21 protein-coding genes are annotated in these 22,223 nt (G+C 62.7%); 16 read left to right on the forward strand and 5 right to left on the reverse strand.

Annotated elements, in window-relative coordinates; all coding sequences use genetic code 11:
- Window positions 1-46 precede the first annotated feature (46 nt).
- Window positions 47-1,042, forward strand: coding sequence for a diaminopimelate epimerase (gene dapF / locus HU144_RS10500; RefSeq protein ID WP_235351300.1), 996 nt, complete (start codon window positions 47-49; stop codon window positions 1,040-1,042).
- 82 nt (window positions 1,043-1,124) lie between these two features.
- Here dapF and HU144_RS10505 read toward each other — a convergent pair whose 3' ends face one another.
- Window positions 1,125-1,739 carry a class I SAM-dependent methyltransferase gene (locus HU144_RS10505; protein WP_235351301.1) on the reverse strand — a complete coding sequence of 205 codons (615 nt, stop codon included), beginning with the start codon at window positions 1,737-1,739 and terminating at the stop codon, window positions 1,125-1,127.
- Window positions 1,740-1,849: 110 nt separating this feature from the next.
- Here HU144_RS10505 and hflX point away from each other — a divergent pair, with 110 nt between their 5' ends.
- Together hflX and HU144_RS10515 are read left to right on the forward strand one after the other, a co-directional pair.
- Window positions 1,850-3,325, forward strand: coding sequence for a GTPase HflX (gene hflX / locus HU144_RS10510; protein ID WP_235351302.1), 1,476 nt, complete (start codon window positions 1,850-1,852; stop codon window positions 3,323-3,325).
- Window positions 3,322-5,289 (forward strand): ATP-dependent DNA helicase, encoded by a 1,968-nt coding sequence (locus HU144_RS10515; protein ID WP_198398264.1) that lies wholly within the window; start codon window positions 3,322-3,324, stop codon window positions 5,287-5,289. Before hflX ends, HU144_RS10515 begins: the two co-directional genes overlap by 4 nt.
- Window positions 5,290-5,455: 166 nt before the next feature.
- Here HU144_RS10515 and lexA read toward each other — a convergent pair whose 3' ends face one another.
- Window positions 5,456-6,211 carry a transcriptional repressor LexA gene (lexA, locus tag HU144_RS10520; protein ID WP_235351303.1) on the reverse strand — a complete coding sequence of 252 codons (756 nt, stop codon included), beginning with the start codon at window positions 6,209-6,211 and terminating at the stop codon, window positions 5,456-5,458.
- A 234-nt stretch (window positions 6,212-6,445) separates the two neighbouring features.
- Here lexA and HU144_RS10525 point away from each other — a divergent pair, with 234 nt between their 5' ends.
- The 9 genes from HU144_RS10525 (at window position 6,446) to HU144_RS10565 (ending at window position 14,525) form a co-directional block, all read left to right on the forward strand.
- Window positions 6,446-6,778 carry a LysM peptidoglycan-binding domain-containing protein gene (locus HU144_RS10525; protein ID WP_198398262.1) on the forward strand — a complete coding sequence of 111 codons (333 nt, stop codon included), beginning with the start codon at window positions 6,446-6,448 and terminating at the stop codon, window positions 6,776-6,778.
- Window positions 6,779-6,787: 9 nt separating this feature from the next.
- Window positions 6,788-7,921: a histidinol-phosphate transaminase gene (locus HU144_RS10530; protein WP_328284286.1), complete on the forward strand. Its 1,134-nt coding sequence runs from the start codon at window positions 6,788-6,790 to the stop codon at window positions 7,919-7,921.
- A gap of 101 nt (window positions 7,922-8,022) precedes the next feature.
- A complete protein-coding gene (gene hisB / locus HU144_RS10535; protein ID WP_143922560.1) occupies window positions 8,023-8,619 on the forward strand; it encodes an imidazoleglycerol-phosphate dehydratase HisB in 597 nt (198 codons plus the stop codon).
- Window positions 8,616-9,218: a hypothetical protein gene (locus HU144_RS10540; protein ID WP_235351305.1), complete on the forward strand. Its 603-nt coding sequence runs from the start codon at window positions 8,616-8,618 to the stop codon at window positions 9,216-9,218. Before hisB ends, HU144_RS10540 begins: the two co-directional genes overlap by 4 nt.
- On the forward strand, window positions 9,215-9,844 hold the full coding sequence (hisH, locus tag HU144_RS10545; protein WP_235351306.1) for an imidazole glycerol phosphate synthase subunit HisH: 630 nt from the start codon (window positions 9,215-9,217) through the stop codon (window positions 9,842-9,844). The genes HU144_RS10540 and hisH overlap by 4 nt, the downstream gene beginning before the upstream one ends.
- A gap of 76 nt (window positions 9,845-9,920) precedes the next feature.
- The gene (gene priA, locus HU144_RS10550; protein ID WP_198398258.1) at window positions 9,921-10,658 is read left to right on the forward strand and encodes a bifunctional 1-(5-phosphoribosyl)-5-((5-phosphoribosylamino)methylideneamino)imidazole-4-carboxamide isomerase/phosphoribosylanthranilate isomerase PriA; all 738 of its coding nucleotides are present in this window, start codon (window positions 9,921-9,923) and stop codon (window positions 10,656-10,658) included.
- 4 nt (window positions 10,659-10,662) lie between these two features.
- Entirely contained in the window at window positions 10,663-11,409 is a 747-nt protein-coding gene (locus HU144_RS10555; protein WP_235351307.1) for an SseB family protein, read from the forward strand.
- Window positions 11,410-11,505: 96 nt separating this feature from the next.
- Window positions 11,506-12,852 carry a M20 family metallopeptidase gene (locus HU144_RS10560; protein ID WP_235351308.1) on the forward strand — a complete coding sequence of 449 codons (1,347 nt, stop codon included), beginning with the start codon at window positions 11,506-11,508 and terminating at the stop codon, window positions 12,850-12,852.
- A gap of 35 nt (window positions 12,853-12,887) precedes the next feature.
- Complete coding sequence (locus HU144_RS10565; RefSeq protein WP_235351309.1) at window positions 12,888-14,525, forward strand: AbgT family transporter; 1,638 nt, start codon at window positions 12,888-12,890, stop codon at window positions 14,523-14,525.
- Between the two features lie 60 nt (window positions 14,526-14,585).
- Here the strand turns inward: HU144_RS10565 and HU144_RS10570 are convergent, their stop codons facing one another.
- Entirely contained in the window at window positions 14,586-15,593 is a 1,008-nt protein-coding gene (locus HU144_RS10570; RefSeq protein WP_235351310.1) for an NmrA family NAD(P)-binding protein, read from the reverse strand.
- A 159-nt stretch (window positions 15,594-15,752) separates the two neighbouring features.
- Here HU144_RS10570 and HU144_RS10575 point away from each other — a divergent pair, with 159 nt between their 5' ends.
- The gene (locus HU144_RS10575) at window positions 15,753-16,406 is read left to right on the forward strand and encodes a TetR/AcrR family transcriptional regulator (RefSeq protein ID WP_235351311.1); all 654 of its coding nucleotides are present in this window, start codon (window positions 15,753-15,755) and stop codon (window positions 16,404-16,406) included.
- A 31-nt stretch (window positions 16,407-16,437) separates the two neighbouring features.
- On the opposite strand, the gene HU144_RS10580 is transcribed toward HU144_RS10575, so the two are convergent.
- Both HU144_RS10580 and HU144_RS10585 read right to left on the reverse strand, forming a co-directional pair.
- Window positions 16,438-19,887, reverse strand: a complete 3,450-nt coding sequence (locus HU144_RS10580) for a DEAD/DEAH box helicase (protein WP_235351312.1) — start codon at window positions 19,885-19,887, stop codon at window positions 16,438-16,440.
- Window positions 19,888-20,033: 146 nt separating this feature from the next.
- Window positions 20,034-20,405: a DUF1844 domain-containing protein gene (locus tag HU144_RS10585; protein WP_204232392.1), complete on the reverse strand. Its 372-nt coding sequence runs from the start codon at window positions 20,403-20,405 to the stop codon at window positions 20,034-20,036.
- Between the two features lie 272 nt (window positions 20,406-20,677).
- On the opposite strand from HU144_RS10585, the gene infC reads away from it, so the two are divergent.
- The 3 genes from infC to rplT all read left to right on the forward strand — a co-directional run bounded on the left by infC (window position 20,678) and on the right by rplT (window position 22,155).
- Window positions 20,678-21,358 (forward strand): translation initiation factor IF-3, encoded by a 681-nt coding sequence (gene infC / locus HU144_RS10590; protein WP_198398250.1) that lies wholly within the window; start codon window positions 20,678-20,680, stop codon window positions 21,356-21,358.
- A gap of 98 nt (window positions 21,359-21,456) precedes the next feature.
- Window positions 21,457-21,663 (forward strand): 50S ribosomal protein L35, encoded by a 207-nt coding sequence (gene rpmI / locus HU144_RS10595; protein ID WP_009885053.1) that lies wholly within the window; start codon window positions 21,457-21,459, stop codon window positions 21,661-21,663.
- Window positions 21,664-21,765: 102 nt separating this feature from the next.
- Window positions 21,766-22,155: a 50S ribosomal protein L20 gene (gene rplT, locus HU144_RS10600; protein ID WP_009885052.1), complete on the forward strand. Its 390-nt coding sequence runs from the start codon at window positions 21,766-21,768 to the stop codon at window positions 22,153-22,155.
- The last annotated feature ends 68 nt before the right edge of the window (window positions 22,156-22,223 follow it).

Below are 22,223 nucleotides of genomic sequence, written 5' to 3' on the forward strand. Positions count from 1 at the left end.
ATGCCGACTGTGTCACGTGCAGGTCTGTCACCGATAGGATGAGATCATGAGTTCCTCCCAGTCACCATTCGCCGACATCGCAGACACCGTCTTCATCAAGGGCCACGGCACACAGAACGACTTCGTCCTCTTGGCCGACGATGACAGCGATCTGGAGATGCATCCGGAGACGATCGCGCTCCTGGCCGATCGTCGGTCGGGACTGGGCAGCGACGGGGTCATCCGCATCGTCCGTTCCGCAAGCAGCGGGATTCCCGGTGCCCAGGAACAGGCCGAGGCCGGAGCCGAATGGTTCATGGACTACTACAACCACGACGGCAGCCTCTCCGAGATGTGCGGCAACGGAGTGCGAGTCTTCGCCCACGTGCTCGTGACGACCGGACGAGTCGCGGCTGACGCCAGAGAGATCCTCGTCGGCACGCGTGATGGCATCAAGACTGTGCGCACTGTCCTCAACCCGGCACTGGGCACGCAGACCGGAGACTCAACCGCGACAGCGCCGGCAGGGCAGACGCCGCCGGGTTCCGCAGCCGACGCCTGGTACATGATCGACATGGGCCAGTGGTCTCTCGACGACAGCGATGACGTTCTGGTTTCGACCTCCGGCATCGAAGTGCCCCGCCCCGGCATGCGAGTCGAGACAGGCAATCCTCATACCGTGGTCGCACTGGCGGAGTCGGCTGAGCTCGAAAGCGCTGAGCTGCGGGACGCACCGGTCCTCGACCCGGTACCGCCACAGGGGTCGAACATCGAATACATAGTGATGGAACCCGCGCGCAGCGATGTGGCAGGGGGAGAGGGCGCCCTGCGCATGAGGGTGTTCGAACGCGGAGTCGGCGAGACTCGCTCCTGCGGTACGGGAGCCTGTGCTGCCGCCATCGCCGCACACCACTGGGCAGGTCCAGCATCGCCTCTGCAATGGCGGGTAGATGTTCCCGGAGGCCAGCTGCGCATCGGAATCACCCCGAATGAGGACGGTACACGCGGCAGCGTCACCCTCTCCGGACCGGCAGTCCTGGTCGCCAGCGGCACAATCAGCTGACACACGCCAGCCGCTGAGCAACGCCTGCCGTCGATGAACTCCAGCCGTCGATGAACTCCAGCCGGTCACACGGGTGGGGCCATCAGTTGCGGTCGATGGTGAGGACCCGGTAACCCTTCGAAGATCCGGTGCGAACGACGCTGAATCCACTTCCCAGAGTCTCGATGAGCCACTTCTGGAGCGAGTCCGCACCGAGATTCTTGGACACGACGAGATCGGCACGCCCACCGGGAGCCAGCCGCGGCAGCCAGGTGGTCAGCAGCTCATGCAGTGCCTCCTTGCCAACCCTGATCGGCGGATTCGAACGGATCGCACTGAACTGCAGGTCGGGTGGGATCTCTTCGGCGGTGACGGGACGGATCGATTTCAGCCCGAGGCGCTTCGCGTTCTTGGCAGTCGCATCAAGGGATCGGGAGTTGACGTCGAGTGCCCACACTCGGACGTCCACCTCGGCGTCCTTGGCACTCAGCGCTGCGTCCAAGGAAATGGGGCCCCAGCCGCACCCCAGATCAAGGATGTCGCCCGGTTCTGGCACCGGCAGATGTCGCAGCAGAACCGCGGTTCCCAGGTCCAAACGGGTGGGGGAGAAGGTCCCCGAAACGGTCTCGACCGTGACTTCACGGCCTGCGAGGTCAAGTGTGAGCTCGCGTGTTTTGGCCTCGCTGCTGGGCGATTCGGTGAAATAGTGCTCTGACACCGTTACAGTCTAGACGGCTGTGGGAGAATTGATGGACACCTCTCTGATCTGAGAGGAAACTCTCCGCGCGGCAGCAGTGCCGCAGAGAGTGGAAGCGAACAAAGGAATGAATGACGTCCACTGACAAAGAACGTCGGGACGCGATGCTCGACCGCGTACTCGCACGAGGCGCCCAGGCACTGGGCACCAACGAATCAAACGTCGACGACGCCTCGCAGTTCGATCTGGCTGAGAGGGCCGCACTCAAACGAGTCGCCGGCCTGTCCACCGAACTCGAAGACATCACTGAGGTCGAATACCGTCAGGTCCGCCTGGAGAAGGTCGTCCTCGCAGGACTCTGGAACACGACGCAGGCCGATGCCGAGAACTCGATCAGGGAACTCGCCGCCCTCGCAGAGACCGCAGGATCAGAGGTCCTCGACGCGATCATCCAACGACGTGAGACCCCGGACCCCGGCACCTACCTCGGCAAGGGCAAGGCGGCCGAACTGGCCGAGATCGTTGCCTCCGTGGGCGCTGACACCGTGATCATCGACTCCGAACTCGCGCCCAGCCAACGACGCGGACTCGAAGACGTCATCAAGGTCAAGGTCGTCGATCGTGTAGCTCTCATTCTCGACATCTTCGCTCAGCACGCGAAGTCCCGAGAGGGCAAGGCCCAGGTCGAACTGGCTCAGCTCGAATACCTCCTGCCGCGCCTGCGCGGTTGGGGCGAGTCACTGTCCCGACAGGCGGGTGGCCGAGTTGCCGGCGGTGCCGGAATCGGTTCGCGCGGTCCCGGTGAGACGAAGATCGAACTCGACCGCCGTCGGATCAGGGCCAGAATGTCGAAGCTGCGCCGACAGATCACCGCGATGGCACCGTCGAGGGACACGAAGCGGAAGAACCGCGCCCGCAATCACATCCCCTCGGTGGCAATCGTCGGCTACACCAACGCCGGCAAGTCCTCACTGCTCAACCAGCTCACCGACGCCGAGGTGATGGTTCAGAACGCGCTCTTCGCGACCCTGGATCCGACCGTCAGACAATCCCGCACCGCTGAGGGCATCACCTTCACCTACACAGACACCGTCGGTTTCGTCCGGAACCTTCCGCACCAATTGGTCGAAGCGTTCCGGTCGACATTGGAGGAGGCCTCGGACTCGGATCTGCTTCTGCACATCGTTGATGCCTCGCACCCCGATCCGCACGGACAGATCCACGCCGTCCGGGAAGTGCTCAACGACGTCGACACGGGAGACATCCCCGAACTCCTCGTCTTCAACAAGGCCGACATCGCCGATGAAGCAGTGGTGACAGGACTCCACGCCGAGTACCCGGAAGCACGATTCGTCTCCGCCGTGACCACGGAAGGAGTCGCCGAGCTCGTCGAAACGATCGAGGCGATGCTGCCCTCGCCGAACATCGACGTCACAGTGCTCCTTCCCTATGAACGAGGCGACCTCGTGTCGAAGATCTATGCCCTGGGCACGGTCGAGCACGAAGAGCACGGTGCTGAGGGAACCGCCATGCAGGCGAAGGTTCCGGCAGACCTGGCCGCGGAACTCGCCGACTTCCGACGTCCGGACCTGGTCATCGGCGAGTGAGCACCGTCGAAGATCTGCTCGAGTCCGCCGTAGGGGCCATCGGCGGCTCGACCAGGAAAGGTCAGACAGAGATGGCCGAGGCGGTCGCCTCGTCGGTGGACAAGGGCATCCACCTCTTGGTCCAGGCCGGAACGGGCACAGGCAAATCTTTGGCGTACCTGGTCCCCGCGGCCGAGTACTCCAGTCGGACGGGTAAGCGCGTCATTGTGTCGACGGCCACCTTGGCCCTGCAGACACAGATCATCCACAGGGATCTGCCGCGACTGTTCAAGGCAGTCAAGAAGACCCTCGACCCGCTGCCGAGGGCCGCCCTGCTCAAGGGCCGACGCAACTATGTCTGCAAACACAAACTCTCCGGCGGCTATCCCGATGAGGGCGAGGGAATGCTCTTCGACCTCGGTGCCGATGCGGAGGCCGGACGGAAGCCGACCGACCGGTCGGGCCTGGGCGAGGAGATCCAGCGGATTCGGACGTGGGAGAAGACCACGGACACCGGCGATCGCGACGATCTGCTGCCGGGAGTCAGCGACAGGGCGTGGTCAGAGGTCTCTGTCAACGCCTTCGACTGCCTCGGGTCGAACTGCCCGCTGTACACCGAATGCTTCGCAGAGCTGGCCCGCAACAACGCGGCCGAGGCCGACATCGTCGTGACCAACCATGCGCTGCTGGCCATCGACGCCTTCGGCGAGAACACCGTGCTGCCCGAGCACGACGTCATCATCATCGACGAGGCTCACGAGCTCAAGGACAGGGTCACGAACGCCCTGTCCGGTCAGATCAACACCAGCATGCTCGCGGCCGCCACAAGCTCCGTGCGCAAGCACACGATCGTTCAGGACGGCGTCGTCGCGCTGCTCGATTCAGCGGCTGCGGCACTCGAACGAGCTCAAAGCGGTGTCGGCGAAGGTCTGATCATGAACATGAGCGAGGCACTGTCCCTTGCGCTGGCGCAGATTCGTGACTCCACTCGCCAGATCATCAACGACATCGGCGGCAAGACAGAAGACTCCGACGCCGGCCGCCAGATGGCCAAGGCCCGCTGCCAGGAGATCTTCGAACTCGCCGAGCGCTTCTGCTCCCCGGGCAAGAACGACGTCGTGTGGCTGTCTCGAAGCACCTTCCGCGAGCGCGAGACCACAAACCTCGTAGTCGCGCCGTTGAGTGTTGCCGGCACCATGCGGTCAGGGATCTTCGAAGAGTCAACGGTGGTGGCCACCTCGGCGACTCTGTCACTGGGTGGCAACTTCGACGCGGTCGCAGCGTCGCTGGGACTGTTCGGTCCCGACGCACCCAAATGGGACAGCCTCGACGTCGGATCACCGTTCGACTACGGCAAGCAGAGCATCCTCTACGTCGCAGCGCACCTGCCGCGCCCGGGTCGCAGCGGCCTGAGCGAACAGGCACTGGATGAGCTTGAGGCACTGGTCACCGCTTCGAAGGGCGGTGCGCTGGGACTGTTCTCCTCGCGAGCGGCTGCGAATGCCGCAGCCGAACACCTGAGGACGAAATTGGACCTTCCGATCCTTCTCCAGGGCGATGACGGACTGCCGTCTCTCGTCTCTCAGTTCACTGCAGACGACCAGGCCTGCCTGTTCGGCACCATGTCACTGTGGCAGGGAGTGGACGTACCGGGCCGGACCAATCGCCTCGTCATCATCGACAGGCTTCCGTTCCCCCGGCCCGATGACCCACTGATGCAGGCAAGGTCGAGAGACGCCGACGATCGGGGCGTCAACGGCTTCATGGCCGTCAGCGCCACTCATGCCGCACTGCGCCTGGCCCAGGGTGCGGGCCGTCTCATCCGGTCGACCTCGGACAGGGGAGTGGTCGCGGTCCTCGACTCGCGCCTGCGCTCGGCTCGGTACGGCGGCTATCTGGTGAACTCGATGCCGACGATGTGGCCGACGACGGATTCGGCACTCGTGAAGAGCAGCCTGGGACGTCTGGCAGCAACGGAGAAATGACCGGAGTCTGACACGCGCTGAGCCCCGTCCGACAGCACTCGGCCCCGTCCGATAGCACTCCGCCTCATCGAACAGCACTGTGCCCCGTCCGAGATCGGACGGGGCACAGTGCGTTGGAAATTCAGCGGTCGGAAGACCTGAGGGCCATCAGACTCAGGCGATCATGTCAGAGGCGGCGAACGACCGAGACGACGAGACCCATGATCTGGGCGTAGGTGCCGTCGATCGGTTCGTAGTCCTTGTTGTGGGGGAGCAGCCACTGCTGCCCGGCCTTGCGCTTGAGGGTCTTCACGGTTGCTTCGCCATCGAGCAGCGCCGCGACGATCTGACCGTTGTCGGCGGTGTGCTGTTTGCGCACGACCACCCAGTCATCGTGACAGATGGCTGCCTCGATCATCGAGTCACCGACGACCTTGAGCAGGAACATGTCACCCGAGCCCACGACCTGCGTCGGCAGAGAGAAGACGTCGTCGATCTCCTGTTCGGCCAGAATGGGCCCGCCCGCGGCGATGCGACCGACGACAGGAACCTGGACGGTGTTGTTGGCCAGCTCCTCGTACTTGGCGCGCTCAGCTTCTTCCTCTTCGAAGGGATTGACGACTTCGATGGCACGCGGGCGCTTCGGGTCTCGGCGGACATAGCCGAGGCGTTCGAGCTGAGAGAGTTGGTGGGCCACGCTGGAGAGTGAGGCGAGTCCGGCCGCTTTGCCGATCTCACGCATGCTCGGCGGGTAGCCGTTGGTGACGACTGCGCGTTCGATGGTCTCGAGGACCAACCGCTGTCGCGGGGTCAGACGAAAATCGCCCTCGCCGGTGGAGCCTTCCGGAATCGAGACGTCCTCGTCATCGCTGCGGGCGGCCGCGATCTCGCTGGCGACGTCCTCATTGCGGGGACGGCCCCTGCCTCGTTTGTTCTGAACCATTGCTCGTTCCCCTTCGTTCTATTCCCGCCGACCTCACCGCTGGATCCTCACGTCGAGAATTCTCGTGTCAGTGCCGCCTGAGATGGTTCTTTCAGATCAATCAACAACGCTGGTTCTCTCTCATTGTCGCATAAATGTTCGAGTTGGACTGGACATATGTTCGATTGGCATGTTGAATAGAACAGACGTTCTACCTATTACGGGTGGAATCGTACGAAGGGAAGAGGTTAAGCGATGTCTGCACAGAACCAGGAACTGCGTTTCACCACTCGTGGACGCCAGGCGATGCGCCTGCTTCGGACCATGGTGTGCGCTCTCGTCATCATCGGCGGAGCATTCTTCGTCGCCACGCAGTCGTTCTCGGCCGCCGCCGGAGCAGAGACCGAAGACATCGGCATCGACACCGAGGCGGTCGTCGTCGGCGAAGGCGAGTCGCTGTGGGCCGTCGCGTCGAACCTCGGAATCGAACGCGACACTCGCGATGTCGTTTCCGAGATCGTGGAGATCAACCATCTGTCCTCGCCTGTGGTGCACCCGGGTCAGACCCTGGATGTGCCCCAACGCTAGACTGATGCGGTGGGAAATAACGAGTCTTTGCCAGTGCGTTCGGACCTAGTCGGCCTCAAGCCCTACGGGGCTCCGCACCTGGATGTGCCGGTGCAGCTGAACGTCAACGAGAACGCCTATCCGATTCCGGACGTGGTCGTCGAAAGCATGCGGTCGGCCGTCGACGATCACTTCGCCGGGCTCAACCGCTACCCCGACCGTGAGTTCGAGGAGCTGCGCGAACATCTGGTCACCTACCTGCACGGAGTCAACGACCGAGCCGGTCAGACCGTCGGACTCAGCCCCGACATGATCTGGGCGGCGAACGGATCGAACGAGGTCCTCTCCCATATCGTGCAGGCATTCGGAGGACCGGGTCGCACGGTCCTCGGGTTCACTCCCAGCTACTCCATGCACCCACTGATCACCACGGGTACCGGTGCCACCTGGCAGTCATCGGCGCGCAAGGATGACTTCACCCTTGATGCAGAGACCGTCGGCGCCGAGGTTGCTGAAGCCGATCCAGACATCGTCTTCCTGTGCACACCGAATAATCCGACAGGAACATCGATCGGTCTCGACGTCATCGAAGCGGCGTACGACAACTGCTCGGGCATCGTCATCGTCGATGAGGCCTACGCCGAATTCTCCAGGCCCGCACAAGCCTCGGCGATGACGCTTCTGGAAGGTCGTCCCCGTCTGGTCGTATCGCGGACGATGAGCAAGGCCTTCGCCTGCGCAGGGCTGCGCCTAGGGTATGCGATCGCGGCCCCGGATCTCATTGACGTCCTGCGCCTGGTGCGTCTGCCCTACCACCTCTCGGAAATCACTCAGGTGCTGGCCTGCACCGCTTTGGAACACGCAGACGTCCTCCTGGAGAACGTGGACCGGCTCATCGACGCTCGCGACCGAATCTCGGACCACCTGAGCAACGTCGGGATCAGTGTCTATCCCAGCGATTCGAACTTCGTCCTCTTCGGCAACATCGCCTCACCACATGAACTGTGGCAGAAGCTCCTGGACCGCGGAATTCTCATCCGTGACATCGGCATCGACCACCATGCTCGGGTCAATGCAGGCACAGACGAGGAGACCACCGCGTTCCTCACCGCAGTCGACGAGATCCTGTCCGAAGACCCCGGTATTCTGCTGGAATCGAACTGAGATCCCGGCCTTGAGATGCGCACGCTGAGTCGCACCACTTCGCTCGAGTCAGGGGACAATGGTCCTCAGACGGCCCCCACCCTTCCTACGAAAGGCCATTCATGAGGCAGGCACAACGCTCCCGTACGACCTCGGAATCTTCGGTCACCGTTTCCATCAACCTCGACGGAACCGGCCAGTCCGACATTTCGACGAGTGTTCCCTTCTTCGACCACATGCTCACAGCACTGTCGAAGCACTCACTTATCGACATGGAGATCAAGGCCGACGGCGATACGCACATCGACGTCCACCACACGGTTGAGGACACCTCAATCGTCCTGGGCCAGGCATTGAGCGAAGCACTGGGCGACAAGTCCGGCATCCGCCGCTACGGGCTGGCCGCCGTTCCATTGGACGAGGCTCTGGCCCGCTGCGTCGTCGACGTGGCCGGTCGCCCGTACTTCGTGCACGAAGGAGAACCCGAGGGTCAGCAATACCACCTCATCGGCGGACACTTCACGGGATCGATGACCTCGCACTCCCTCGAATCCATTGCTTTCCATGCCGGTCTCACCGTGCACCTCGACCTGCTGCGCGGCCGGGATCCGCACCACATCGCCGAAGCCGAGTTCAAAGCCTTCGCCCGCGCTCTGCGGGAGGCAGTCGAGCCCGATGAGCGCAACAGCTCGGTACCCAGCACCAAGGGAGTCCTGTGAGCACCACCGTCGTCGTGACTCCGTTCGGAGTCGCCGAGCAGCTGGCCGCAGCCTGCGTGCTGTCGAACATCAAGGGGACAATCGTTCCCATCGGTGATTTCACCGGAATCGTCTTGGCCGACACGGATGTCCAGACAGGCAACGAGGCGGCCGCGGCGATCTCGAAACTCTCCGGCAAGCACGAGGTCCTCCTCCTGGCCCGCAGTGAGGAGCAGATCGACGCCGGTCACTACCGCCACGGTGCCCGCGAATCGGATGTTCCGGCAGGTCTGGCGCTGAAGAACCTTCCAGACGTCCTCGAGCAGCTCCTGCTCGAAATCGTGTCAGCCGACGAAGTCGAGGGCAGCATACCCACCTCCTCGATGACGAAGCTGCAGGCCAGTGCCGCCACGATGTCTCCAGGTCGGGCCGCCGTGGCCCGGACTGCGCTGCTGTGGATCGTCGTAGCGGTCCTCGCCGGGCTCATCACCGCCTTCGGCATCACGATCGGGCTCAGCGGAAACACCATGGCCTGGGTGGTCGCTGTCTTCGGCGCGATCGTCCTCGGCTTCTCCCTCTGGAGGATCTACAGCGTCCTCACCAAGGGAGCGAAGAAATGAGCACGGTCGCTGTCTTGGACTACGGCGCGGGCAACGTTCGTTCGGCCGTTCGCGCAGTGGAGGCGGCCGGTGCCGAAGTCGTGCTCACAGCAGACCGTGCCATCATCGATGGTGCAGACGGATTGCTCGTTCCCGGTGTCGGGGCCTATTCGGCAGTGATGGCCGGTTTGACGCGAATCGGCGGGGACGACCTCATCCGCTCGTGGCACGAAAGCCAGCGGCCTCTGCTCGGCATCTGCGTCGGGCTGCAGGTGTTCTTCGCCCGCGGGGAAGAACACAGAGTGAAGACGGAAGGCATCGGACTCTGGCCCGGCGCCGTCACAGCACTCGAGGCTCCGGTCGTGCCGCACATGGGATGGTCACAGGTCAGTGCACCGACAACCTCACAGATGTTCGACGGTGTCGCCGAAGAGCGCTTCTACTTCGTCCACTCATATGCGGCAACCGACACTCCACCGAACACCATGGTGACCACAGCAACCCATGGCAGCAGCTTCATCGCGGCAGTCGAGGACGGCACCACGTGGGCAGCACAGTTCCACCCCGAGAAGTCATCCGATGCGGGTGCGCGTCTGCTGCGCAACTGGCTCGGCTCCTTCCCCCAGGGCCGCGAGGCAGCCCACTAGCATTGTCCATACGCTCCAGTTCCACACACTCCGGTTCCTCCAGCTCAGTCTCCAGAGCCTCTTGAGAAAGGTCACAATGACTCAAACCCCCAACAAACTCGTACTCCTGCCGGCCGTAGACGTCGCCGACGGCAAAGCCGTGCGCCTCGTCCAGGGCGAAGCCGGAACCGAAACCGACTACGGTTCCCCCATCGACGCCGCCCAGGACTTCGAAAGCCGGGGAGCGGAGTGGATCCACCTCGTCGACCTCGACGCTGCATTCGGTCGCGGATCGAACTCAGACCTGCTCAACCAGGTCGTCAAGGCTGTCGGCATCAAGGTCGAGCTCTCCGGCGGCATCCGCGACACCGAGAGCCTCGAACGGGCTCTGGACACTGGTGCTGAGCGGGTGAACATCGGGACTGCCGCGTTGGAGAACCCGGAGTGGACCGCCGATATGATTTCGCGTTTCGGCGATCAGGTCGCCATCGGGCTCGATGTGCGCGGAACAACTCTCGCCGCCCGCGGCTGGACCCAGGACGGGGGAGATCTCTACGAGGTTCTCTCGACTCTTGAGAAGGCAGGCTGCGCCCGTTACGTCGTCACCGACGTCCGCAAGGACGGCACTCTGCAGGGGCCCAATGTGGAGCTGCTGAAGTCGATGGCGGAGAAGACTGATAAGCCGATCGTGGCCTCGGGTGGAGTCTCCAGCCTTGAGGATCTGCGGAACCTGCGCGAGCTGGTCCCATTCGGCGTGGACTCGGCGATCGTGGGCAAGGCCCTGTACGCCGGAAAGTTCACCTTGGAAGAAGCTCTCGAAGTCGCCGGAGGCTGAAGAAGTGACATTCGACTCGGCCGGTCAGCCATGGGAAGGCCGAGAGCTCAAACCCAACCCGTTCTCGGGCGACTCAGGTCTGGCCGACACGGGTCTGCTGGAAGCGCTCGGACGGGTCAACAGGGAACCGTTGGAACCTCAGGCCCATCTCGACGTGGTCCAAGCGCTGGCGGGTGCCAGGCTGTATGCGCCGATCGTCCCGGTCGCGACCGAACATGAAGTCGGCGAGCACGGTCACATGGTCGACAACGCCTCGGAGATGGCGATGGTTCGGCTTCAGGCCGAGGACGGGCGCGAATGCACCCCCGGCTTCTGCTCGATCCCGCCGCTGACCGCATGGCACAGTGACGCCCGACCGGTGCCCATAGAATCCGAGCGCCTGGTGCTCGGAGCGATCGAGGCCGGCTCCCAGATCATCGTCCTCGATCCGGGTACTTCTCAGCCCTTTCTGCTCCGGCGTCCGGCCATGTTCGCCTTCGCCCAGGGACAGTTCTGGACGCCGGCTTGGGCCGACGCCGAGGTGGGGCAGGCGCTGGTCGCGATCGCCGAGGATTTTCCTTGGCTGTCCCAGATCAGCCTGAGCCCCGGCAGTGCCCGAGTCCATGTCGAAGGACCCGAGGTCGGCATTCGACTCGGGGTGCGCTCTCAGGTGCCCGCCGAGGAGATGACACGATTCCAACAGGCTCTGGCCGCCGACGAGACGATCGTCGAGAAAGTGGACTCGCTGGCTCTCCAGATCGCCGAGTCGTAGACTCCCGACTCGCAGCGCGCCCGATCCTTCCGATCGAGTCCCGAATATAGGGAAGAGGCATGTGCACTTGCCCGATGTCTCCTATGCTTGTTCTCCATGAGTGAGATTCGCGATCTGAGCCATCCGACCGTCCCAAACGCGAGCTATCTCGACCAGATCGCCGCCGAGACTCAAGCCCGCAGCGAGCGAGCAGGCGAGTGGAGTTCCGGGTTCAATGGGGCTCCAGAGTCGAGCACTGCAGGCATCGCCGCGGGTCTCGCAGCGGCCCGGTCTGATCTCGACACACTGCTGCACACCATCCACTCATTGGCAGAGACCGCGTTCGTCGAATACGAATCCGTGAACGCCATCGCCTCATTGCTGCGCTCACGGGGCATCGAGGTCGAGACCGGGCTCTTCGGCGTCGAGACCACCCTGCGCGCGACCACAGGTTCCGGGCAGGGACGCACGATCGCGATCCTCGCTGAATACGACGCACTGCCTGAGATCGGTCACGCCTGCGGGCACAATCTCATAGCCGCCTCAGGGGTCGGAGCATTCCTCGCCCTGCATGCCCTCTGGGAACAGGACCCTGGAGCCGTGCCCGGCACCGTGGTGCTGCTCGGGACTCCCGCGGAAGAGGGCCACTCGGGCAAAGAGGTCATGGCCCGCGGTGGAGCATTCGAGGGGATCGATGCAGCCATCATGGTCCACGGCTACGGGTATGACTGCGCGGACCAGGTGTGGTTGGGCAGGCGCCTGCTGACCGTCATTTACTCTGGGATCGCCGCCCACGCCTCGGCGCAGCCGTTCATGGGCCGCAACGCACTTGACGCGGCGAACCTCTTCTACCAGGGCCTCGGCCTGATTCGCCAGCAGATGCCGCCGATCTCCCGTCTGCACGCCGTCATCGCTGACGGCGGAACCCGGCCCTCGATCATCACGGAAGCCGCCACAGTGCAGTGCTATGTCCGGTCGAAGTTCCCCGAGACGCTCAAGGAGCTTTCGGACAGGGTCGAGGAGGCGGCGAAGGGAGCGGCACTGATGACCGGCACCGGAGTGGAGGTGGATTGGGATGAGCATCCGCCCTCCCTTCCGGTGCGCTCGAACTCAGCTCTCACACAGCGCTGGGCCGTGCACGAGGAGACGCAGGGGCGAACACCGTTGCCCGGTGGGGTGCTCGATGAGTCAATCGCAGCGTCGACCGACTTCGGCAATGTCTCCTACCGGATACCCGGCATCCACCCACTCATCAAGACCGCCGACGCCGAGGTGGCGCTGCACACCCGCGAGTTCGCGGCAGCCTCGATCACACCTGCCGCCGAAGACGCCGCCCATGACGCCGGATATGGGCTGGCGTGTACGGCCTTGGACTTCCTCGTCGACGACGGACTGGCCGCCGAGGTGGTAGCGGAATTCGAGCGCGACGGAGGAGCGGTCGACGTGGAGAACTACTTCAGCTAGATACAGATCGACTTCAACCAGATAAAGGAAGACACATGTCAACGACGACATCAGCGAAAGTCGGTATCGGCCAACGTCTGCTGGACGGGATCGAACGGCTCGGGAACAAACTGCCGGAGCCGTTCACCCTCTTCCTCGGACTGTTCCTCATCACCGGAGCGATCTCAACGGGCATGGCATTGGCCGACGTGTCGGTCTCGATTCCCGGCAGCGACGAGACCGTGGCGATCAAGGGACTGTTCACCGGGGAAGGCATGTCGTGGCTGACGACGACGATGGGGGAGAACTACATCGGGTTCCCACCCTTGGCCACCGTGCTCCCGATCCTCCTGGCGGTGGGCGTGGCCGAGAAATCGGGCATGCTCGCCGCAGCCGTGCGAATCGCCTTCGGCAAGAGCCCGCGCTGGCTGCTGCCCTATGCCGTCGGCTTCGTCGGCGTGGTCGGGTCGATCATGGCCGATTCGGCCTTCATCATCATCCCGCCGCTGGCTGCGCTCGTGTTCAAGGCCGCCGGGCGGCACCCGATGGCCGGGCTCATCGGCGGATTCGCCGCCACCGGGGCCGGGTATTCGACCTCGATCGTGCCGACCAGCCTCGATGCACTCTTCGCCGGCATCACCACCTCGGTGATGGGGACATTGCCCGACACCGACTATTCGGCCGTCAACCCGGTGTCGAACTACTTCTTCAACATCGTCGCCTCGATCGTGCTGGCGGTCATCGCCGGTTTCATCATCGACAAGCTCATCGAACCGAACATGGTTCGCAAAGGCGTTCCGCGCGAATACGCGGATGCCAAGGGATCGGGCCTGGCCAAGGAGTATCAGGCCAAGGACAACCCCTACGGCGAGAACTCCGTGTCCGCCGAGGAAGTCGAGGAATCACAGAAGGAGGTCAAGGCCGAACTCGAACCCGAAGAGAAGCGGGGCCTGGTATGGTCCCTGGCCTCAGCACTGATGCTCACGGCGGTGGTGCTCTTCGCCGTGCTCATCCCCGATTCGCCGTGGCGCAACGAGGACGGCGGCTTTCTGCCGAAGTCGCCCCTGCTGTCGTCGATCGTCTTCATCGTCTTCGCCTACTTCATGCTCATGGGCGTGGTCTACGGCTTCGTCGTGCGTACCGTGCGGTCGATGAACGATCTCGTGCGGATGATGAGCCAGTCGATCATCGACATGATGTCATTCCTCATCCTCGCCTTCATCCTCGGCCAGTTCATCGCCCTGTTCAACTGGACAGGGATCGGATCCTGGATCGCCGTGGCCGGCGCCTCCGGTCTCGAAGCCATCGGACTCACCGGATTCGCCGCTGTCCTCGGCTTCATGCTGCTGGCCAGCCTGCTCAACCTCTTCATCGTCTCCGGCTCCTCGATGTGGACGCTCATGGCCGCGGTGTTCGTCCCGCTGTTCGCGCTGCTCGGCTACGAGCCGGCCTTCATTCAAGCCGGGTTCCGCGTCGGCGACTCGGCCACCCAGGTCATCACCCCACTCAACCCGTACATGATCGTGCTGCTGGGCCTCGTGCGCCGGTATGAACCCAATGCCGGGCTCGGGACGATCATCTCGAGGATGGTCCCGTTCGTCATCCCATTCTGGCTGGCCTGGGCTGCGCTGCTGGCGATCTGGTTCTTCTTCGACCTACCGCTGGGCCCCGGCAACGGCATCTTCCTCAAGTAGGACGACTGTGAGGGCCGGACCGTCCGGGTTCGGCGCACCAGTTTCCATGTCGAGGTGGCGTCACAGCATCTGCCTCACGCCCTCACGCCAGTCGGTTGTGCCGAGTTCTTCAGCGAATGCCCCTGACTCAATGACGCAGGCGGAGTACCAGATCGGGGAAAGTTGATTGAGTTCGTACATCGAGCGTTCGACGATCCCTGCAACGCGAGTCGTCCAGCGGGGGAGGGAGAGCGGACTCTTCGGCCTGGTGCCCAGATGCTCGTGAGTGAACTTCGCAATCTCGGCGAGAGTCGGATTCGACGAGGGAGCGATGAGGAGGCGATGCGTCCCGGTGGGGACGTCTTCGAGCAGCTGTCCCGCACGGATCATCGCGGCAGCGAGGTCTTCGATCACGGTGATGCCGTGGGGGACATCGGAGCGTGCGGGCACACGGGCCCGACGACCCTTGGAAATCGGATCGGTGATGCACATCTTCACTACAGAGGACATCGGCTGCGCGCTCCGGCCGAGCAGATCACCGGCAATGATGCTCGCCGAGGTGGCCGGGTGTTCCAGCCTCGCCTCCATGAGCTGCTGTCTGATCCGTCCCTTCTCTTCAACAGGTGCAAATGGCGAAGACTCCGTCACCGGGCTGGTGAGGCCGACGAACGCGTAGACCGATTCGGGGAAGATGACCGGAATGCCCAGTTCCGCGGCGACATCCATGATCGTCTTCTCCAGCTGCGGTAGAACCTGTGCCCAGACTCGGCTGTCATAGGGAGCATGAACGCAGGCGAAGATGACATCGCTGCCTGCAGCGGCTTCGAGCAGCTGCGCAGGGTCGGATGCGTCGGCGCGAACACGGGCGATAGTGGCGTGGTCGGCTCGGTTGGCTCGGTTGGCTCGGTTGGCTCGGTTGGCGTTATCGGCGTACGCGGGCTCTGCCGATCCTGGGCCGGCTGTGGCGGTAACCGGGACGGCGGCTGGAGCTGAACGTGTTGCGACTGCAACGTGTACTCCTGCTGCCGTGAGTTGAGAGCCGATCTCGCTGCCGATCTGTCCATAGCCGATGACGAGTGCAGATTTCATGATGGTTGTCCTTCGCAGTTTCGTGATGCCGTGCGGACCGTCGAGTCCTTCAATAAATGAGAGCGCTGCTCTCTAAAGTCAGAATAGGCCGCCTCGCGCGGCAATTCAAGAGCACTGCTCGCTATTGTTATCTTTGCTCTCTCGTTCTAGGCTGAAGGCATGACGAACTCGACTCCGCGCCAGCGGGCCCGGCTGGAAACCGAAGCGCAGATCACCCGGATCGGGAACCGAATGCTTGATGACGACGGTCTCGATGGAGTCTCGCTTCGGGCCATCGCACGGGAACTCGGAATCGTCTCAAGCGCCATTTACCGGTATGTGAAGAACCGCGACGAACTGCTGACCATACTCATCCGCGACGCATTCACCTCGATCGCCGATGACGTGGATAAGGTTCTCGAACACGACACATCTGTTCTCACCGTCGGCGTGACGATGCTGGCTTGGTCGCGCAGGCATCCCAACCGGTGGGCGCTCATCTATGGCACGCCCGTTCCTGACTACCAGGCACCGCGGGACGAGACAGTGGTGCCTGGGACCAGGATCATGGTGACGCTGACGATCCTGCTCTCACAGTCCTCTCAGCAGACCTGCAACTCTCAGGTACCGCCGGCTCATGCATTGGAGGCGCTGCGTGAAGGACTGCGAGAACTGGGACTGGAGCCAGACGATCAGGTGATCATGCGCACTGTGGCTGTGTGGGCCGCGATCGTCGGCCTCATCAACGCCCTGCGATTCGGACAGTTCGGCCCCGGGGTCGAACTGGTCGAGGACGAACTGATGCAGGGACTCGTGTCGACGCTCGGATTTTGAGCGGGAGAACCAACCAGTGACGACGAGCCACTTACCCGTCGAGAAGACCGCGGATGTCCTCACTCGTGATCGCTGATGAGAAGCCCTCACCCTCATTGACGAGGGAGTCGAAGAGCTGTGCTTTCCTCTCCTGAAGCGCCAGCACCTTCTCCTCGATCGTCTTCTCCGAGACCATCCGATAGACCATGACGTTCTTCGTCTGCCCGATTCGGTGTGCGCGGTCGACTGCCTGAGCCTCGACCGCCGGGTTCCACCAGGGATCGAGGAGGAAGACGTAGTCCGCTTCCGTCAGTGTCAGGCCGAATCCACCGGCCTTGAGGCTGATGAGGAAGACGGGTGCGTCCCCGGCCCTGAAGTCCTCGATGACTGCGCCGCGATTGCGCGTGGAGCCGTCGAGGTAGGCGTAATTGATATTGCGATGATCGAGTTGTTCACCGACTCTGGTGAGGAACGAGGTGAACTGGCTGAAGATGATGGTCCGGTGGCCCTCGGCAACGATGTCGTCAAGGTGGGAGAAGAGTGCACTGAGTTTGCTCGATCCGATGTCTTCGTATTTCGCATCGATGAGATATGGGTCGATGGCCAACATGCGCAGGAGTGTCAGCGAGCGGAAGATCGCGAAGCGGTTGCGATCCATGTCGTTGATGAGACCGAGGAGCTTCTTCCTCTCTTTTTGCAGAACCGTGTTGTACAGCTCCCTGTGCTTGGTGCTGAGTTCGACGCTGAGAATCTGTTCCTGCTTCGGCGGCAGGTCGGCAGCGACTAGTTCTTTGTTCCGCCGCTTCATGAATGGTCGAATCCGCCGGCGCAGCAGGGCCATCCCCTCCGGGGCCTCGCCAGACTCGATCGGGGAGACGATCTCGCGCCGGAATTTCTCGAAGCCCGGAAGCAGTCCTGGTGAGGTGATCGAATACAGCGACCACAGGTCCGTCAGTGAGTTCTCCATCGGTGTGCCGGTGATGGCCAGGCGGAACCGGGCCTGGATCGCCTTCGCCGCAGTATGGACCTTGGCGGTCCTGTTCTTGACGAACTGTGCCTCATCGAGGACGAACGTGTCCCACACGATCGATCTGAAGGCCAGTGCGTCGAGGCGCAGAATGGCGTAGGAGGTGATGACGAGGTCCGCCTCCTCGATCTCCTCGGCCAGGGTGGTCTTCCGCTTCTTCTCTGTGGCCGAGACCGTGGCGACTCGCAGACCAGGTGCGAACTTCTCCGCCTCCGCTCGCCAGGTCGACATCACCGAGGTGGGTGCGACGACGAGGATGGGAGCGGCGTTCATGTTCGTGTTCTTGACGTGAGTGAACAGGCTCAGTGCCTGCAGCGTCTTGCCCAGGCCCATGTCGTCGGCCAGGATGCCGCCGAGTCCGCTCGACCACAGTGCTGCCAGCCAACTGAACCCCTCCTGTTGATAGGGCCGCAGTGTGGCGTCGATCCCTTCGGGCACGTCGAGAGATGGAATCTCGCCGAGGTGGCTGAGGGCTTCGACCGAGCGCCGCCATGAGGCTGCGGCAGCTGATTCGTCGACGAGCTCGTCGAATTCGGCCCACAGATCCATGTGATATCGGGACAGGCGGGGTGATTCCGGCTTCCAGTCCGCGATGACATCGGAGTCGGCGAGCATTTGTCGAAACTTGTCGAAGAAGGGTGCGTCGAGTGAGAAGTAGGCGCCGTCGGGCAGAACGATCATCGCAGCACCCTGCGCCAAGGCGACGAAGAGGTCGGCGAAGCGCACCTGCTGTCCGGCGATCGTGATGTCAAAGCGGATGTCGAACCAGTCGCTGTCCTCGGCTTCGTCGGTCGACATCGCGACCAGGGGCGCATCGGTGACTTCTCGATAGTCCGGACGACTACCGACCTCATGCACCTCGAGATGGTCGATGTCACTCAGGGCCGGCAGCAGTTTGTCGACGAGAACTGCTGTCTGCAGGTTGTCGAGGCCCACGGTGTCCGCCCGGCGAACCTCGCTCGGCAGTGTCAGCGGCATTGCGGTTGCGGCAATGGTGGTGCTCAGTTTCTCCAGTACATCGTCTTCGTGCTCGATGCTCCGGTTGCGATCGGCCAGCGGCCCGCGGCGGACCGGGAATGTCTGCACCGGGTGGTGGTAATGCCACTCCCAGGTCAGGTGCGCGCCATGGTCACCATACGTGACGGTGAGTGCGAGATCGGGAGGCACGAGCACAGGCAGGGCGACCGAATCGTCGGAGGAGACGACGGTGGTGGCGTAGGCGAGCTTGGGGTAGAAGTCAGTGAAGAAGTCACGGATCTGGCCATCGGTGATGGTGATCGGTTCCCACCGACGCAGCATCTGAACCACATCATGATTCGTCCTTGCCTCAGCTGGGGCAAGTACGATGGACAACCCACCGGAGGTCGAGATTCCGTAGAAGCCATGGTCATCGATCGGGCCGCAGAAGCCCTGGTCGAACGACTCTCCGTCAATCGTGACCAGGGAGCGGGCCTCGAGCCCGTCCGAGACCGCAACTACATCACATTCGGTCGACCCTTCCTCGCCTCGGCGAATCGAGAGTCCGCGGCTGGTGCCGACGAGTTCGATGCCCAGCGACCTCGCCTGATCGAAGAGATGCCAGAGCAAGGGCGAAGTGAACCAGTCAAGGACGACCGAGTCGTCATTCGTGATCAGGTGATTCGAGCTGATCGCGGACAGGCCGTAGAGCTGCGCGAACCAGGCCGCCTGCCCCTGTGCATATGCGCGAGTGTTTGAGTTGTTGGCGATGTTGGACCACGACACGTTTCCCTTGATCCAATTGCGGCGCGCACCTTCCATCAGCGGTCTCAGGGTGACGACGAGGTCTGTGCGACCGGTGAGCTCGGATCGTCTGATGGGGTGGGTTTCGAAGTTCCCGAAGCCCGTGCGTCTCAGCTCGGAGATCTCGAAGCCGAGGGCAAGGCGAGTCGGCGCGCTGCCGACCAGAGTGCCCCCGGGGCCGGAGGCCCATACTGAATCGTCGACTCGGTCAGCGGAGAACCCTGACAGAAGCGACTTCCAGTCGGATTCTCTTCGACTCTGTGATGACGGGGTGCTGCCATCAGGAGCCCGGCCTCGGGGGCTCGTGCGCGCTCCGCGCACGTGGGCGCTGCGCCAGTCGGCGTCGTCGGGGGAGCGGCGCTGGTCAGGATCGTGCAGCGCCGTTGAACCGAACGGTGCCACCTGCCGGATCGACGCCGCCATCAGTGCAGCCACCACGTGTTTGCAGTCTCCGCCCACAGGGCAGGTGCACATCGAGGAGATAACGGTGAACGATTTGGCTGTGGGATTGTGCCGCTCCAGCCGAACAGTGCTTGTGTAATCGTGTGCCGCGGTGCCGGAGACATCCGCCCGAAGAGTCATGGCCTCTGGGTCCCAGGTGGCCTGCCCGACCATTCCCTTGTTGGCATAGCTGCGCCCGCGCTCGTAGAACGTGGTGCCGAAGTAGTCCTGTAACTCCTTGGCACTCACGTACGGCAGTTCAACGGGAGGCATGCAACGATGGTCTCACTCGGCACTGACATGACAGAAGCGGCCCCCGACCAATGGTCGAGAGCCGCAGCGGATGTGAAGAGTCATCATGAATGGAGAGTCACCATGACTGGTGCGCGACGAGACTGCCGGCACACATCGTGCTTGTGTCAGCGAACGGGACCGGTGAACTTCTCGCCGGGGCCCTGTCCGGGCTCGTCCTGAATGGCCGAGGCTTCACGGAAGGCCAGCTGGAGGCTGCGCAGGCCATCGCGCAGGGGGCGAGCATGGTGGTCGCCGATGACGGTGGCGGCTCCGGTCACCAAGCCGGCAAGTGCGGTGATGAGCTTGCGCGCCTCGTCGAGATCCTGCAGCTCTGCTGCCGGAGCTTCGGGGGAGTCTTCGGCCAGTCCGCATTTGACGGCGGCAGCGGACATCAGGTGCACAGCTGCTGATGTGATGACCTCGACGGCTGGTACTTCGGCGATATCACGAGTGACATCGGCAACCGCCTCGGCGGGTACAGAATTTTCAGAACTCATGGGACTAGCTTGACATATGATTGACCCGGCGATTGCACGATCGACCTCGATGTGCGAAGTGTCATGAAGCGTAGTACACTGAATCGTGGTGCGAAGCGGGGTCTGACTCCCACCTTGATCGTGTAGAGCGATCGGGTCCAATGATCTGATGATCGACAGCCCGGGTGCAAGCTTGAGGCAGAAGAGTTCAGATCGAGGTGTATTCACTTGATGTGCTGCGGTTTCAATTCCGTTGCTCTGATGTGTGTGCAGGCTCCCTTGGCATGTGGTCAATGGGAGCCTTTTCTATTGCCACGACATCATTTGAGCTAAAAAGGAGTGAACACATCAGCGAGACGCGCATCAATGACCGGATTCGGGTTCCCGAGGTCCGGTTGGTCGGACCCAACGGTGAACAGGTCGGTATCGTTGCCATTCGCAAGGCACTCGACCTCGCTCGCGAGGCTGATCTCGACTTGGTCGAGGTTGCACCGCAGGCGAAGCCTCCCGTAGCCAAACTTATGGACTACGGGAAATTCAAATACGAATCTGCTCAGAAGGCCAGAGAAGCCCGCAAGAACCAGGCGAACACTGCGCTGAAAGAGATCCGCTTCCGTCTCAAGATCGATGAACACGACTACGAGACCAAGAAGGGGCATGTGACCCGCTTCCTGGCCGGTGGCGACAAGGTCAAAGTCATGATCATGTTCCGCGGACGTGAACAGTCTCGCCCCGAAATGGGCATCAAGCTGCTCAACCGCCTGGCCGAAGATGTGTCGGACCTGGGCACCGTCGAATCCTCACCACGAGTCGACGGACGCAACATGGTGATGGTCATTGGCCCACATAAGTCAAAATCCGACGCCAAGGCCGAGGCCCGCAAGGCATCATCAGATGCCAAGGGCAACGTCGCCGAGGTGAAATCCCGACGCGATCGCGTCGCTGCAGAGAAGCACGCAGCGCCCGACGCGTGAGTAGTAAGTACCGATTCGCTGGAGCCTGAACGGTTTCAGCGTGTGAAGTAGTTGGCGGTGGCCGCCACCGACAACGAAATGCAAAGGAGAACGGCTCGATGCCGAAGCAGAAGACGAACAGCAGCGCCAAGAAGCGCATGCGTGTGACGGGTACTGGCAAGATCATGCGTGAAGGCGTGAACAACCAGCACAAGTTCGAGGGCAAGTCCTCGGCCCGTAAGCGTCGCGTTGCGGAGGACCAGGTCCTCACCGGCGGAGATCGCGCCAAAGCCCGCAAGCTTCTGGGCAAGCTCAAGGGCAGGTGAGACCCTCTCGGGTCTCCAATCCCGGGCAGCCACGCATGTGGTTCCCATAGCTTGAACCAGACTCCGGCACCGCCGGCAGAACCAATTTTGAAGGAGTAACACGTGGCACGTGTTAAGAGAGCGGTCAACGCTCACAAGAAGCGCCGGGTCATCCTTGACCGGGCAAGCGGCTACCGTGGACAGCGCTCGCGCCTGTACCGCAAGGCCAAAGAACAGGTCATCCACTCGCTGGTCTACAGCTACCGTGACCGTCGCGCCCGCAAGGGTGACTTCCGTCGCCTGTGGATCCAGCGCATCAACGCCGGTGCTCGCGCCAACGGCATGACGTACAACCGCTTCATCCAGGGCCTCAAGGCCGCTGGCGTCGAGGTTGACCGCCGTATGCTCGCCGAGCTCGCCGTCAACGATTCAGCCACCTTCGCGCACCTGATCAAGGTTGCCAAGGAAGCTCTTCCGGCTGACGTCAACGCAGCGAAGACCGCCGCAGCCTGAGCTGCCGGTCCTCATACTCTCAACGGCCCCGAACTTACTTGGTTCGGGGCCGTTGAATTTGTCTCAGC

Source organism: Brevibacterium sp. UCMA 11752, from assembly GCF_021532235.1.
Taxonomy (GTDB): Bacteria; Actinomycetota; Actinomycetes; order Actinomycetales; family Brevibacteriaceae; genus Brevibacterium; species Brevibacterium antiquum.

What these genes read in the sequence shown, in the direction of transcription:
- dapF (WP_235351300.1), top strand. Translation starts at nt 47, where the DNA reads ATGAGTTCCTCCCAGTCACCATTCGCCGACATCGCAGACACCGTCTTC.
- hflX (WP_235351302.1), top strand. Translation starts at nt 1,850, where the DNA reads ATGACGTCCACTGACAAAGAACGTCGGGACGCGATGCTCGACCGCGTA.
- lexA (WP_235351303.1), bottom strand. Translation starts at nt 6,211, where the DNA reads ATGGTTCAGAACAAACGAGGCAGGGGCCGTCCCCGCAATGAGGACGTC.
- HU144_RS10525 (WP_198398262.1), top strand. Translation starts at nt 6,446, where the DNA reads ATGTCTGCACAGAACCAGGAACTGCGTTTCACCACTCGTGGACGCCAG.
- hisB (WP_143922560.1), top strand. Translation starts at nt 8,023, where the DNA reads ATGAGGCAGGCACAACGCTCCCGTACGACCTCGGAATCTTCGGTCACC.
- hisH (WP_235351306.1), top strand. Translation starts at nt 9,215, where the DNA reads ATGAGCACGGTCGCTGTCTTGGACTACGGCGCGGGCAACGTTCGTTCG.
- priA (WP_198398258.1), top strand. Translation starts at nt 9,921, where the DNA reads ATGACTCAAACCCCCAACAAACTCGTACTCCTGCCGGCCGTAGACGTC.
- HU144_RS10560 (WP_235351308.1), top strand. Translation starts at nt 11,506, where the DNA reads ATGAGTGAGATTCGCGATCTGAGCCATCCGACCGTCCCAAACGCGAGC.
- HU144_RS10565 (WP_235351309.1), top strand. Translation starts at nt 12,888, where the DNA reads ATGTCAACGACGACATCAGCGAAAGTCGGTATCGGCCAACGTCTGCTG.
- HU144_RS10570 (WP_235351310.1), bottom strand. Translation starts at nt 15,593, where the DNA reads ATGAAATCTGCACTCGTCATCGGCTATGGACAGATCGGCAGCGAGATC.
- HU144_RS10575 (WP_235351311.1), top strand. Translation starts at nt 15,753, where the DNA reads ATGACGAACTCGACTCCGCGCCAGCGGGCCCGGCTGGAAACCGAAGCG.
- HU144_RS10580 (WP_235351312.1), bottom strand. Translation starts at nt 19,887, where the DNA reads ATGCCTCCCGTTGAACTGCCGTACGTGAGTGCCAAGGAGTTACAGGAC.
- HU144_RS10585 (WP_204232392.1), bottom strand. Translation starts at nt 20,405, where the DNA reads ATGAGTTCTGAAAATTCTGTACCCGCCGAGGCGGTTGCCGATGTCACT.
- infC (WP_198398250.1), top strand. Translation starts at nt 20,678, where the DNA reads ATGGGAGCCTTTTCTATTGCCACGACATCATTTGAGCTAAAAAGGAGT.
- rpmI (WP_009885053.1), top strand. Translation starts at nt 21,457, where the DNA reads ATGCCGAAGCAGAAGACGAACAGCAGCGCCAAGAAGCGCATGCGTGTG.